This is a genomic window from Enterobacter sp. RHBSTW-00593, assembly GCF_013784105.1.
GTDB lineage: Bacteria > Pseudomonadota > Gammaproteobacteria > Enterobacterales > Enterobacteriaceae > Enterobacter > Enterobacter ludwigii.
On record NZ_CP056393.1, the window covers coordinates 4,461,835 to 4,475,066 of the forward strand.

At 56.3% G+C, this 13,232-nt stretch carries 12 protein-coding genes; 6 read left to right on the forward strand and 6 right to left on the reverse strand.

Going from position 1 to position 13,232, the window contains the following annotated elements; all coding sequences use genetic code 11:
* The first annotated feature begins 6 nt into the window (after positions 1 to 6).
* Complete coding sequence (locus HV242_RS21520) at positions 7 to 2,094, forward strand: YccS/YhfK family putative transporter (RefSeq protein ID WP_020884592.1); 2,088 nt, start codon at positions 7 to 9, stop codon at positions 2,092 to 2,094.
* Here HV242_RS21520 and argD read toward each other — a convergent pair.
* From argD to ppiA, 5 genes are all read right to left on the reverse strand, one after another.
* The gene (argD, locus tag HV242_RS21525) at positions 2,091 to 3,311 is read right to left on the reverse strand and encodes a bifunctional acetylornithine/succinyldiaminopimelate transaminase (protein ID WP_181012657.1); all 1,221 of its coding nucleotides are present in this window, start codon (positions 3,309 to 3,311) and stop codon (positions 2,091 to 2,093) included. The two genes, HV242_RS21520 and argD, sit on opposite strands and share 4 nt — an antisense overlap.
* Positions 3,312 to 3,397: 86 nt before the next feature.
* Complete coding sequence (gene pabA / locus HV242_RS21530; protein ID WP_020884590.1) at positions 3,398 to 3,961, reverse strand: aminodeoxychorismate synthase component 2; 564 nt, start codon at positions 3,959 to 3,961, stop codon at positions 3,398 to 3,400.
* Positions 3,962 to 3,991: 30 nt separating this feature from the next.
* Positions 3,992 to 4,594 carry a putative adenosine monophosphate-protein transferase Fic gene (locus HV242_RS21535; protein WP_025202869.1) on the reverse strand — a complete coding sequence of 201 codons (603 nt, stop codon included), beginning with the start codon at positions 4,592 to 4,594 and terminating at the stop codon, positions 3,992 to 3,994.
* Positions 4,584 to 4,751: a YhfG family protein gene (locus HV242_RS21540; RefSeq protein WP_014171935.1), complete on the reverse strand. Its 168-nt coding sequence runs from the start codon at positions 4,749 to 4,751 to the stop codon at positions 4,584 to 4,586. The genes HV242_RS21535 and HV242_RS21540 overlap by 11 nt, the downstream gene beginning before the upstream one ends.
* A 107-nt stretch (positions 4,752 to 4,858) precedes the next feature.
* Entirely contained in the window at positions 4,859 to 5,431 is a 573-nt protein-coding gene (gene ppiA, locus HV242_RS21545; protein WP_014171936.1) for a peptidylprolyl isomerase A, read from the reverse strand.
* Positions 5,432 to 5,709: 278 nt separating this feature from the next.
* Here ppiA and tsgA point away from each other — a divergent pair, with 278 nt between their 5' ends.
* Complete coding sequence (gene tsgA, locus HV242_RS21550) at positions 5,710 to 6,894, forward strand: MFS transporter TsgA (RefSeq protein ID WP_020884588.1); 1,185 nt, start codon at positions 5,710 to 5,712, stop codon at positions 6,892 to 6,894.
* A 4-nt stretch (positions 6,895 to 6,898) separates the two neighbouring features.
* Here tsgA and HV242_RS21555 read toward each other — a convergent pair whose 3' ends face one another.
* Entirely contained in the window at positions 6,899 to 8,215 is a 1,317-nt protein-coding gene (locus tag HV242_RS21555) for a cytosine deaminase (RefSeq protein ID WP_050737684.1), read from the reverse strand.
* 240 nt (positions 8,216 to 8,455) lie between these two features.
* On the opposite strand from HV242_RS21555, the gene nirB reads away from it, so the two are divergent.
* From nirB to HV242_RS21575, 4 genes are all read left to right on the forward strand, one after another.
* Complete coding sequence (gene nirB / locus HV242_RS21560; RefSeq protein WP_063858541.1) at positions 8,456 to 10,999, forward strand: nitrite reductase large subunit NirB; 2,544 nt, start codon at positions 8,456 to 8,458, stop codon at positions 10,997 to 10,999.
* Entirely contained in the window at positions 10,996 to 11,322 is a 327-nt protein-coding gene (gene nirD / locus HV242_RS21565) for a nitrite reductase small subunit NirD (RefSeq protein WP_049023795.1), read from the forward strand. Before nirB ends, nirD begins: the two co-directional genes overlap by 4 nt.
* Positions 11,323 to 11,458: 136 nt before the next feature.
* Positions 11,459 to 12,832 (forward strand): siroheme synthase CysG, encoded by a 1,374-nt coding sequence (gene cysG, locus HV242_RS21570; RefSeq protein ID WP_020884584.1) that lies wholly within the window; start codon positions 11,459 to 11,461, stop codon positions 12,830 to 12,832.
* 145 nt (positions 12,833 to 12,977) lie between these two features.
* Positions 12,978 to 13,148 (forward strand): YhfL family protein, encoded by a 171-nt coding sequence (locus HV242_RS21575; protein ID WP_063858540.1) that lies wholly within the window; start codon positions 12,978 to 12,980, stop codon positions 13,146 to 13,148.
* Positions 13,149 to 13,232: the final 84 nt, after the last annotated feature.

Below are 13,232 nucleotides of genomic sequence, written 5' to 3' on the forward strand. Positions count from 1 at the left end.
TTCCCCATGTGGCGCAGGCTGATTTATCACCCGGAAGTTAACTACGCACTGCGACAAACGCTGGTGTTGTGCCTTCCTGTGGCCGTGGGCCTGATTCTGGGCCATCTTCAGCAAGGTCTGCTCTTCTCTCTCGTTCCCGCCTGCTGCAACATTGCCGGTCTGGATACACCGCATAAGCGCTTTTTCAAACGGCTGATCGTGGGCGGCTCGCTGTTTGCGGGTTGTAGCCTCGCCGTGCAGCTTTTGCTGGCCCGCGATATCCCGCTGCCGCTGATCCTCACCGTCCTGGCGATGACCCTGGGCGTAACCGCTGAAATCAGCTCACTGCACGCGCGTTTGCTTCCCGCGTCGCTGATTGCCGCCATCTTCACGCTGAGCCTTGCGGGCAACATGCCGGTGTGGGAGCCGCTGCTGATCTACGCCCTCGGTACGCTGTGGTACGGGCTGTTTAACTGGTTTTGGTTCTGGCTGTGGCGGGAACAGCCGCTGCGGGAATCCCTGAGCCTGCTCTACGTGCAGCTGGCGGATTACTGTGAAGCCAAATACACCTTGCTCACCCAGCATACCGATCCAGAAAAATCACTGCCGCCGCTGCTGACGCGTCAGCAAAAGGTGGTGGACCTGATAAGCCAGTGTTATCAACAGCTGCATATGCTCGCCGCCAATAAGAACCACGAATATAAGCGGCTGCTGCGCGTCTTCCAGGTGGGGCTGGACTTACAGGAGCATATCTCCGTGAGCCTGCACCAGCCGCAGGAGGTGCAAAAACTGGTCGAGCGCAGCCATGCCGAAGCGGTGATCCGCTGGAACGCGCAAACCGTCTCCGCGCGCCTTCGGGTGCTGGCTGACGATATTCTGTATCACCGCTACCCCACGCGCTTTAACATGGACAAACAGCTCGGCGCGCTGGAGAAGATTGCCCGTCAGCATGAAGACAACCCAGTGGGTCAGTTTGCCGCCTGGCACTTCAGCCGTATCGCCCGCGTGTTACGAACCCAGCGTCCGCTTTATCCGCGCGACCTGATGGCCGACAAACAAAAACGCCTGCCGCTGCTGCCGGCGCTCAGAAGCTACCTCTCCCTTAAATCATCTGCCCTGCGCAACGCCGCGCGAATTAGCGTGATGCTGAGCATTGCCAGCCTGATGGGCATGGCGCTGCATCTGCCCAAACCGTACTGGATTTTAATGACCATCCTGTTTGTCACCCAGAACGGCTATGGCGCGACGCGGGTGCGCATTCTGCACCGGGCAGGCGGAACGATGGCGGGGCTGATCATTGCGGGCGTTACGCTGCACTTTCACGTGCCGGAAGGCTATACGCTGGCAGGGATGCTGGTGATCACGATGGTGAGCTACCTGATCATCCGCAAAAACTACGGCTGGGCGATGGTGGGCTTTACGGTAACGGCGGTGTATACCCTGCAGTTGCTCACGCTCAACGGCGAGCAGTTTATTATCGCCAGGCTGGTCGATACCCTGATCGGCTGCCTGATTGCCTTTGGCGGCATGGTCTGGCTGTGGCCTCAGTGGCAAAGCGGGCTGCTCAGACAGAACGCCCATGATGCGCTGGAGGCCGACCAGCAGGCCATTCGCCTGATCCTGAGTGACGACCCGCAGCCCTCTCCGCTGGCGTATCAGCGGATGAAGGTCAACCAGGCGCATAACGCCCTGTTTAACTCGCTGAATCAGGCCATGCAGGAGCCCGGCTTTAACTCGCACTATCTGGCGGACATGAAGCTCTGGGTGACGCACAGCCAGTTTATCGTTGAGCATATCAACGCCATGACCACGCTGGCGCGGGAACATACGATGCTGACGCCCGATCTGGCGCAGCGCTACCTGCAGTCGTGTGAGATTGCCCTGCAGCGGTGTCAGCAGCGACTCGAGTATGACGCGCCTGGCGAGTCAGGGGATTCGAACATTCTGGAGGCGCCAGAGACGCTCACCCACGGGCCAATGAGCACCCTGGAGCAGCATCTGCAGCGCGTTCTCGGGCATCTGAACACCATGCACACCATTTCGTCGGTAGCATGGCGTCAGCGCCCTCACCACGGGATATGGTTAACCCGTCGCTTAACGCGAACGGAGTCTTAAGCGTTTACGATCTTCGCGACCGCCGCGGCAAAACGGTTTAACCCGTCTTCAATGTTCTGATTTTCGACCACCAGCGACGGCGCAAAGCGCATCACGTCCGGTCCGGCATTGAGCACCATCACCCCTTCATGGGCGGCGGCGTGCAGGAAATCGCGCGCGCGGCCTTTGTACTGTGGCTTCAGCTCCGCGCCGATCAGTAACCCCATCCCGCGGATCTCGCTGAAGACGTCATACTGGTCATCAATCTGCTGCAAATGCTTCACGAAAAGCTCACGCTTCGCGTTGACGCCGCTCAGAACCTCAGGGGTGTTGATAATGTCGAACGCGGCACCCGCGACGGCACTCGCCAGCGGGTTGCCGCCGTATGTGGAGCCGTGGGAACCCACGTGGAACGCGGAGGCAATCTCCTGCGTCGTTAATACCGCACTGACCGGGAAGCCGCCGCCGAGCGCTTTGGCGCTGGTCAGAATATCCGGCGTCACGCCGTAATGCATGTAGGCAAACAGGGAGCCGGTACGGCCCATCCCGCACTGCACTTCATCAAATACCAGCAGCGCCTGATGCTCATCGCACAGGTCGCGCAGCCCTTTCAGGAACTCAGGCGTGGCAGCCGTTACGCCGCCTTCTCCCTGGATCGGCTCCACCACCACCGCACAGGTGTGATCATCCATTACCGCTTTTACCGCATGGAGATCGTTAAACGGCACATGGATAATATCGGCCGGTTTTGGTCCAAAACCGTCGGAATACTTTGGCTGTCCGCCGACGGAAACGGTAAACAGCGAGCGACCGTGGAAGGCGTTGTGGAAAGCAATGATTTTGGTTTTGTACGGGCTGTGGCGCGTGGAGGCATAGTAGCGCGCCAGTTTGAAGGCGGTTTCGTTCGCTTCGGTACCGGAGTTCATAAACAGCACGCGTTCGGCGAAAGTCGCGCTGATTAACTTGCGGCCCAGACGCAGCGCCGGTTCGTTGGTAAAGACGTTGCTGGTATGCCACAGGGTTTCCCCCTGGGTTTTCAGCGCCTCCACCAGCGCAGGATGGCAATGACCCAGCGCCGTCACCGCAATCCCACCGGCGAAATCAACATACTCTTTCCCCTGCTGATCCCAGACTCGGCTGCCTTTCCCTTTTACCGGGATAAACTCAGCCGGTGCATAAATCGGCAGAATGACTTCATCGAATGTCGCGCGGGTAATTGCAGATTGTTCAGTTGCCATGTCATGACCATCCATTTTATGTCACAGTGATTGTGAAAATATAATCACAAAATATGCATAAAAAATCACAGCAAGGCAACCACTATTCAACGATTGAGGAAATTTGCCAGCAGCTGGTGTCCCTGCTCGCTGAGGATACTCTCCGGGTGGAATTGCACCCCTTCGAGGTCCCATTCACGATGTCGGATCCCCATGATCTCCCGGGTATCGCTCCAGGCGGTAATCTCAAAGCATTCCGGCAGCGTTGACGGGTCAATGACCAGCGAATGGTAGCGCGTCACGGTAAGCGGATTATTAAGTCCCGTAAACACGCCCGTGCCGGTATGGGTCACCGGCGCGGTTTTGCCATGCATCACTTTGGCGGCGCGCACAATGGTGGCACCAAACACCTGCCCAATAGCCTGATGGCCCAGGCAGACGCCAAGAATGGGCAACTTACCGGCGTAGTGATGAATGACATCCAGCGAAATGCCCGATTCCGACGGCGTGCAGGGCCCCGGCGAGATAACGATTTTCTGCGGGGCAAGCGCGTCGATTTCGGCCAGGCTGATGTCGTCGTTGCGGCGGACCACCACCTCTGCACCCAGTTCACAAAAATACTGGTAAAGGTTCCAGGTGAAGGAATCGTAGTTATCAATCAGCAGAATCATGGCGGCTCCAGAAAAACGTGCCGCCCTATTCTACTCAGTTTCCCGCGCTTCGCTCACTACTTTGGCAAAGATGGCGTTCAGGGCCGTTAAATCGCCCATTGCGCCACTCTGGTTGGCCGCTGCCCATTTGCCCGGGTCGATATCTTTCCAGCTCAGCTGATAGCCTGCATGGATGGCGAGCTGTTCGAAGAAGATCCGCTGAGCGATACCGTTGCCAATCCGGAAGGGATGGAGCACGTTGATCTCACAGTAGTAGTGACTCAGGCGGGCCACAAACTCCTCTTTCTGCAGACCGTTGAGATACCCCTCTTCCTCGAGATCCTGCATCAGGACATTGCCCTCTTTCTCGATGTAGGCGAAGTGGCAGAAGCGGGTGTCGCCCTGATAAATATCGATTTCGCGGATATCGCCCGCCCAGTCAAAAATATCCTGATAAAGGTGGCGGTGGATTGCACAGAGATGCGGCAACCCCGGCGCCGACGGGCCTAAGCCGAGCGTCGCCACCCGCAGCGCGGTGATCTCATAGGATGCCTTTGCAAGACGGTCAGCCTGACGGATATTCAGACGGTTACGCATCACATTCAGACCCGGGTAGAGATACGGGTCACGATCGTCACCGATTTTATCGCTCATAGTGCCTCCTGAGTTCTTCAAGACGGCTTTGCGCATCCTGGGCGTTTAGCGTAACGAGCGGGCTATCAACCCCCTCAAGGCGGCGGCTGGCCTGGAAATTACTGTTTCGCTGCTGCTCCCAGAGACGGGATTTTTGCTTATCGGTGAGTTTTTTCACTTAACGCCTCCCTGAAGATGTCCGTGTGCCACAAGTATAAGCAGCAAAACGCGCTTTCGCAGGGAGGGGAGCGAAACACGGGCGAGAAGCGCCCGTGTCAAAGAAGGTTACGGCAGAACTTTTGCAGAGAGGATCACAACCGGTTTTGTCGGCACATTCTGGTATGGGCCAACGTCATGGGACTGCACCTGAGAAATCTTGTCAGCCACATCCATCCCTTTCACCACTTTACCGAAGACCGCGTAACCGAAGTCGCGCTGGCCGTGGTCGAGGAAGGCGTTATCCGCCACGTTGATAAAGAACTGGCTGGTGGCGCTGTCTTTATCTGCCGTACGCGCCATAGAGATGGTACCGCGGGTGTTGCGCAGGCCGTTATCCGCTTCGTTTTTAATCGGTGCGTTAGGCTGCTTTTGCTGCATTTGCTCGTTAAAACCACCGCCCTGCACCATAAAGCCCGGGATCACACGGTGGAATGTGGTGCCGTTATAGAAACCGTTATTCACGTAGTCGAGGAAGTTTTTCACAGAAACCGGAGCTTTCTGGCTATTCAGTTCCAGCTCAATATTCCCGGCGGAGGTGGTCAGCAGAACGTGAGGGTCTCCTTTGGCTGCCAGCGCAGCAGGGGAAACGGCAGAAAGAGCAAACACAGCTGCGACAGCCGCCAGCGTTGATTTGAGCATGAGAATTCCTTAACAAAGCGCAGTATAAAAAGCGAATGGCTTGATTCTAAAGAGCAGTATGAACGGAGACCAGCCTTTTACCTAATTTTACGAAATTGAAACAGTTGTAACCACGCAAACGATTGGTTATGACGCCTATTAATGTGATCTGAATCACATAAAAACCTGCAATAGCGATCGAATTTCTCTTAAAAGATATGAATGGATCACTTTAATGTCTAAAATCTGCCCGCTCTCAGCGCCCCTCGGGCGCTTTTCTTTTCCTGAACAGGCCAGACATGACTAACAGCAATCGTATCAAGCTCACATGGATCAGCTTCTTCTCCTACGCCCTGACCGGCGCGTTGGTGATCGTCACCGGGATGGTGATGGGTAATATCGCAGACTACTTCCAGCTGCCCGTTTCCAGCATGAGTAACACCTTTACCTTCCTCAACGCCGGGATCCTGATCTCCATTTTCCTGAATGCCTGGCTGATGGAAATTGTTCCACTGAAAACGCAGCTGCGTTTTGGTTTCGTGCTGATGGTCGCCGCGGTAGCGGGTTTAATGGTGAGCCACAGCATCGCCCTGTTCTCTGCCGCCATGTTTGTGCTGGGTCTGGTGAGCGGTATCACGATGTCCATCGGTACGTTCCTGATTACCCATATGTATGAAGGTCGTCAGCGTGGCGCACGTCTGCTGTTTACCGACTCCTTCTTCAGCATGGCGGGGATGATTTTCCCGATGGTAGCGGCCGTTCTGCTGGCACGCAGCATTGAGTGGTACTGGGTTTATGCCTGTATCGGTCTGGTCTACGTGGCAATCTTTATTCTGACCTTCGGCTGTGAATTCCCGGTTCTGGGCAAAAAAGCGCAATCCACGGACGAGCCGGTCGCGAAAGAGAAATGGGGTATCGGCGTACTGTTCCTCTCCGTTGCCGCACTGTGCTACATCCTCGGTCAGCTGGGCTTTATCTCCTGGGTACCGGAATACGCCAAAGGCCTGGGCATGAGCCTGAACGACGCGGGTAAACTGGTGAGCGATTTCTGGATGTCTTACATGTTCGGCATGTGGGCGTTTAGCTTCATCCTGCGCTTCTTCGACCTGCAGCGCATTCTGACCGTGCTGGCGGGCATGGCAACCGTGCTGATGTACCTGTTCATTAACGGTTCACCGGAGCATATGCCGTGGTTCATCCTGACCCTGGGCTTCTTCTCCAGCGCGATTTACACCTCTATCATTACGCTGGGCTCTCTGCAGACCAAAGTGGCGTCACCGAAACTGGTGAACTTCGTGCTGACCTGCGGCACCATCGGCACCATGTTGACCTTCGTGGTCACCGGCCCGATCGTCGCCCACAGCGGCCCACTGGCCGCGCTGCATACCGCTAACGGTTTGTACGCGGTGGTGTTTGTGATGTGCCTGGTTCTGGGCTTTGTGACCCGCCACCGCCAGCATAATACGGCAGCGGCGTCCCACTGATCCCCTACGCCCCTTTGCGCTCAGCGAAGGGGCTGTTTTTCGTGAAGATGTGCTCTTCCGCAACGTCGTCCATTTTGATCCACGTCTGCGCAAGCTGCGTCGTGGCAATCACTCGCCCCTCCCGAATCGACCAGCGCGCCGGCACCTGGCAGCGCACCGCCTCAAACCCGCTCTCCGCAGGCAGCACGATCAGGTTAGCCAGATTTCCCGTTTCGATACCGTAATCCGTCAGGCCGAAGGTTCGGGCGCTGTTGTGGGTTATCAGGTTCAAACCGTTGTCGATTTGCGAATACCCCATCATCTGACACACATGCAGCCCCATATGCAGTACCTGCAGCATATTGCCGGTGCCAAGCGGGTACCACGGGTCGAAGACATCATCATGCCCGAAACAGACGTTGATCCCCGCCTCCAGCAGCTCCTTCACTCGGGTAATCCCGCGTCGTTTGGGATAATCGTCAAAGCGTCCCTGTAAATGGATATTCACCAGTGGATTGGCGACAAAGTTGATGCCTGACATCTTCAGCAGGCGGAAAAGCCGCGAGGTGTATGCCCCGTTATAGGAGTGCATCGCCGTGGTATGGCTGGCCGTGACCCGCGGACCCATCCCTGATTCATAAGCCAGGGTGGCCACCGTTTCCAGAAATCGGGACTGCTCATCGTCAATTTCATCGCAATGGATATCCAGCGGACGGTCATATTTCTTCGCCAGTTCAAAGGCAATGTGCAGCGATTGCACGCCATACTCGCGGGTGAATTCAAAATGCGGGATTGCCCCGACCACATCGGCGCCCAGCTTCAACGCCTCCTCAAGCAGCGCCGCGCCGTCCGGGTAAGAAAGGATGCCTTCCTGCGGGAACGCCACGATTTGCAGCGTGATCCACGGCGCAACCTCCTGCTTCACCTCCAGCATGGCCTTCAGGGCGGTGAGCGTCGGGTCAGAGACGTCCACGTGGGTGCGCACAAACTGAATACCGTTGGCAATTTGCCCTTTCAGCGTCTTCCAGGCGCGCGCTTTTACATCTTCATGGCTAAGCAGTGCCTTACGCTCCGCCCAGCGCTCAATGCCTTCAAACAGCGTACCGGACTGGTTCCAGCTCGGCTCGCCTGCCGTCTGGGTGGTATCAAGGTGGATATGCGGTTCAATAAACGGGGGGATGGCAAGGCCGCCACGCGCGTTTAAGATTCTTACGTTTTCGTCTTCGGTATCGCCCATCGGCGTAATGCCACCAAAACGGCCTTGCTCAATGGCGATTTGCCACAGCCCTTCGCGACCCGGTAAGCGAACATTCTGGATAAGCCCAAGCGGTATTGTAGACATGCCTTTCCCCTGAAAAACGCGGCTGAAATTTGGGAGTACGCATTTTTGACAACGCGCCCCTTAATTTGTACACAAAATCGGCGACCTCGAAAAGCCAGCGATTTCCACAACTTATAAAAATCCTGACAAATCAGTCATATACCACCTAAGGAGTAGGCGAAGGCGTATTTGATTTGCATCAATAAGTGCCACTGCTGAATCGTTAAGGTAGGCAGTAATAGAAAAGAAATCGAGGCAAAAATGAGCAAAGTCAGACTCGCTATCATCGGTAACGGCATGGTCGGCCACCGCTTTATTGAGGATCTTCTCGATAAAGCCGATGCTAACCAGTTCGATATTACCGTGTTCTGTGAAGAACCCCGCAAGGCGTACGACCGTGTGCACTTGTCTTCCTACTTCTCCCATCATACCGCTGAAGAGCTCTCTCTGGTGCGCGATGGTTTCTACGAGAAGCATGGCGTGAAAGTGCTGGTGGGCGAACGCGCTATCACCATCAACCGTCAGGAAAAAGTGATCCACTCCAGCGCCGGACGTACGGTTTTTTACGACAAGCTGATCATGGCGACTGGCTCGTACCCGTGGATCCCGCCGATCAAAGGCTCGGAAACGCAGGATTGCTTCGTTTATCGTACCATCGAAGATCTCAATGCGATCGAATCATGTGCCCGCCGCAGTAAACGTGGCGCCGTGGTCGGGGGGGGGCTGCTGGGTCTGGAAGCCGCCGGTGCGCTGAAAAACCTCGGTGTTGAAACCCACGTCATCGAATTTGCCCCGATGCTGATGGCAGAGCAGCTTGACCACATGGGTGGTGACCAGCTGCGCCGTAAAATCGAAAGCATGGGCGTAAAGGTTCACACCAGCAAAAACACCAAAGAGATTGTGCAGGAAGGCACCGAAGCGCGGAAAACCATGCGCTTTGCCGATGGCAGCGAACTGGAAGTGGACTTTATCGTCTTCTCTACCGGTATTCGCCCACGCGACAAGCTGGCCACCCAGTGCGGTCTGGCCGTCGCTCAGCGCGGCGGGATCATGATTAACGATACCTGCCAGACCTCCGACCCGGATATCTACGCCATCGGCGAATGCGCCAGCTGGAACAACCGCGTGTACGGTCTGGTCGCGCCTGGCTACAAAATGGCGCATGTTGCCGTTGACCATATTCTCGGCAACCAGAACGCCTTCGAAGGGGCTGACCTGAGCGCCAAGCTGAAACTGCTGGGCGTAGACGTAGGCGGTATTGGCGATGCGCATGGCCGCACGCCGGGCGCACGCAGCTATGTTTACCTCGATGAAAGCAAAGAGGTGTACAAACGTCTTATCGTCAGTCAGGACAACAAAACTCTGCTCGGCGCGGTGCTGGTGGGCGATACCAGCGACTACGGTAACCTGCTTCAGCTGGTCTTGAACGCCATCGAACTGCCGGAAAACCCGGACGCGCTGATCCTTCCGGCGCATGCGTCCAGCGGTAAGCCGTCCATCGGCGTGGATAAACTGCCCGACAGCGCGCAGATTTGCTCCTGCTTCGATGTGACCAAAGGCATGCTGATTTCGGCCATCAATAAAGGCTGCCATACCGTCGCGGCCCTGAAGGCGGAAACCAAAGCCGGTACCGGCTGCGGTGGGTGTATCCCGCTGGTCACACAGGTTCTGAACGCAGAACTGGCGAAACAGGGTATCGAAGTCAACAATAACCTGTGCGAGCATTTCGCTTACTCTCGCCAGGAGCTGTACCACCTGATCCGCGTGGAAGGCATCAAATCCTTCGACGAACTGCTGGCGAAACACGGCCAGGGTTATGGCTGTGAAGTGTGTAAACCTACCGTGGGTTCCCTGCTGGCCTCCTGCTGGAACGAGTACGTTCTCAAACCAGTGCATACGCCGCTGCAGGATACCAACGATAACTTCCTGGCGAACATTCAGAAAGACGGGACTTACTCCGTCATCCCACGCTCCGCCGGTGGCGAAATCACCCCGGAAGGGCTGGTCGCCGTTGGCCGTATCGCGCGTGAATTTAACCTGTATACCAAAATCACCGGCTCTCAGCGTATCGGCCTGTTTGGTGCGCAGAAAGATGACCTGCCTGAAATCTGGCGTCAGCTGATTGACGCGGGATTCGAAACCGGCCACGCCTACGCGAAAGCGCTGCGTATGGCGAAAACCTGTGTGGGCAGCACCTGGTGCCGTTACGGCGTAGGCGACAGCGTCGGCTTCGGTGTGGAGCTGGAGAACCGCTACAAAGGCATCCGTACACCGCACAAAATGAAGTTTGGCGTCTCCGGCTGTACCCGCGAATGTGCGGAAGCGCAGGGTAAAGATGTGGGTATCATCGCCACCGAGAAAGGCTGGAACCTGTACGTCTGTGGTAACGGCGGCATGAAACCACGCCATGCAGACCTGCTGGCGGCTGACCTCGACCGCGATACGCTGATTCAGTATCTCGACCGCTTTATGATGTTCTACATCCGTACCGCCGATAAGCTGACCCGTACCGCGTCCTGGCTCGATAACCTGGAAGGCGGTATCGAGTACCTGAAATCGGTCATCATTGACGACAAACTGGGCCTGAACGACCATCTGGAAGCGGAAATGGCGCGCCTGCGCGAGGCGGTGATCTGCGAGTGGACTGAAACCGTCAACACCCCGGCGGCGCAGACTCGCTTCAGACACTTTATCAACAGCACCCAGCGCGACCCGAATGTGCAGGTTGTGGCAGAACGCGAGCAACATCGTCCGGCGACACCTTATGAACGTATTCCGGTGACTCTGGTGGAGGAAAACGCATGAGCCAGTGGGTAAACATCTGCAACATTAACGACATTCTGCCTGCCACCGGGGTCTGTGCCCTGCTGGGTAACGAGCAGGTCGCGATATTCCGCCCTCGCCATGATGAACAGGTTTTTGCCATCAGCAATATCGACCCGTTCTTTGAGGCCAGCGTCCTGTCCCGGGGATTAATCGCGGAGCATCAGGGTGAACTCTGGGTCGCCAGCCCGTTGAAGAAACAGCGTTTTCGTTTACGCGACGGGTATTGCATGGAAGATGAGCGTTATTCCGTGACGCCCTACGATGTCCGCGTGAAGGACGGTAAGGTGCAGCTGAAAGGCTAATCTCTCGCCTTTTCAATATGAAAAGCTTATGACCCCTTATGGGTAACGGCAGGAAAAACCGTATGTTCTGTACGATTCCTGCTGTTATCCTGACCTCAATTTCTTACCCCCTCCTTGAATGCTGTGAGGTAATGTCGTGGACCACCTGCCGATTTTCTGTCAATTACGCCATCGCGACTGTCTGCTTGTAGGCGGCGGCGATGTGGCTGAACGCAAAGCGCGCTTGCTGTTAGAAGCAGGAGCCCGACTCACCGTTAACGCCCTGGCTTTTGCCCCGCAGTTTGAGGCCTGGGAAAAAGAAGGGATGCTCACGCTGGTGCAGGGGGGGTTTAATGAATCCCTGCTTGATACCTGCTGGCTGACCATTGCCGCCACGGATGACGATGAAGTGAATCAGCGCGTCAGCGACGCCTGTGAAGCGCGCCGCATCTTCTGTAACGTGGTGGATGCCCCGAAGGAGGCCAGCTTTATCATGCCGTCGATCATTGACCGTTCGCCGCTGATGATTGCGGTATCGTCCGGAGGCCGCTCTCCCGTTCTGGCCCGCCTGCTGCGGGAAAAACTGGAAGCCATCCTGCCGCAGCATCTTGGCCAGATTGCCCACTATGCCGGGCAGCTGCGTTCCCGGGTTAAGCAAACCTTCGCGACCGTGGGTGAACGCCGCCGCTTCTGGGAAAAATTCTTTGTGAATGACAGGCTGGCCCAGTCGCTGGCGAATCAGGATCATAAAGCGGTGGAAGAGACGACGGCGCAGTTGCTCTGCGAGCCGCTGGATCATCGTGGTGAAGTGGTGCTGGTGGGTGCCGGCCCGGGCGATGCCGGTTTGCTGACGCTGAAAGGGCTGCAGCAGATCCAGCAGGCGGATATTGTGGTTTATGACCGTCTGGTCTCCGATGAGATAATGAACCTGGTCCGCCGCGATGCTGACCGCGTATTTGTCGGTAAACGTGCCGGGTACCACTGTGTGCCGCAGGAGGAGATTAACCAGATCCTGCTGCGCGAAGCGCAAAAAGGAAAACGCGTGGTACGCCTCAAGGGTGGCGACCCGTTTATCTTTGGTCGCGGCGGTGAAGAGCTGGAAACGTTGTGCAACGCGGGTATTCCGTTTTCCGTGGTGCCGGGCATCACGGCAGCCTCCGGTTGCTCAGCTTACTCGGGCATTCCGCTGACCCACCGTGACTATGCCCAGAGCGTACGCCTGGTGACGGGACACCTGAAAACCGGCAGTGAGCTGGACTGGCATAACCTGGCCGCCGAAAAACAGACGCTGGTGTTCTATATGGGGTTAAACCAGGCCGCGACCATTCAGGCCAAACTGCTTGAGCACGGCATGGAAGAGGATATGTCCGTCGCGCTGGTGGAAAACGGCACGTCCATTAAGCAGCGCGTGGTGAACGGCGTGCTGACACAGTTAGGTGAGCTGGCACAGCAGGTTGAAAGCCCGGCGCTGATTATTGTCGGACGCGTGGTGGAGCTGCGCGATAAACTGAACTGGTTCTCGAATCACTAACGCATATTCCCCCTTCCCGGAGTAGTCCTTATGCGGACTACTCCCCTCTTACCGCTCCCGATAACATACCGCCCGCGAAATGGAATTTTTTCATTTATTCCCTCACGTTAGATCCAATTTTCGTTTTTTCAGACAAGGAATGCGTATGTTTAAACTGGCAAAAACCGCCGCTCTGGTAGGCATGTTATCGACTCTGACCGCCTGCACCGGTCACGTTCAAAATACCAAAAATAATTGCAGCTATGATTACCTGCTGCACCCGGCAATTTCCATTTCGAAGATCATCGGTGGCTGCGGCCCGGCCGCACAGCAGTAAGCGTTTTTCAGGCGTAAAAAAAACCGGGAATGTCCCGGTTTTTTTGTCTGGCTCAGCACGTTTTTTGTCGGGGAGCGCTCATGC

Bases quoted from the DNA above. Each gene is read 5' to 3' on its own strand.
- HV242_RS21555 (WP_050737684.1), bottom strand. From the start codon at position 8,215: ATGTCTACAATACCGCTTGGGCTTATCCAGAATGTTCGCTTACCGGGT.
- HV242_RS21520 (WP_020884592.1), top strand. From the start codon at position 7: ATGTGGCGCAGGCTGATTTATCACCCGGAAGTTAACTACGCACTGCGA.
- pabA (WP_020884590.1), bottom strand. From the start codon at position 3,961: ATGATTCTGCTGATTGATAACTACGATTCCTTCACCTGGAACCTTTAC.
- ppiA (WP_014171936.1), bottom strand. From the start codon at position 5,431: ATGCTCAAATCAACGCTGGCGGCTGTCGCAGCTGTGTTTGCTCTTTCT.
- tsgA (WP_020884588.1), top strand. From the start codon at position 5,710: ATGACTAACAGCAATCGTATCAAGCTCACATGGATCAGCTTCTTCTCC.
- nirB (WP_063858541.1), top strand. From the start codon at position 8,456: ATGAGCAAAGTCAGACTCGCTATCATCGGTAACGGCATGGTCGGCCAC.
- HV242_RS21535 (WP_025202869.1), bottom strand. From the start codon at position 4,594: ATGAGCGATAAAATCGGTGACGATCGTGACCCGTATCTCTACCCGGGT.
- HV242_RS21575 (WP_063858540.1), top strand. From the start codon at position 12,978: ATGTTTAAACTGGCAAAAACCGCCGCTCTGGTAGGCATGTTATCGACT.
- argD (WP_181012657.1), bottom strand. From the start codon at position 3,311: ATGGCAACTGAACAATCTGCAATTACCCGCGCGACATTCGATGAAGTC.
- nirD (WP_049023795.1), top strand. From the start codon at position 10,996: ATGAGCCAGTGGGTAAACATCTGCAACATTAACGACATTCTGCCTGCC.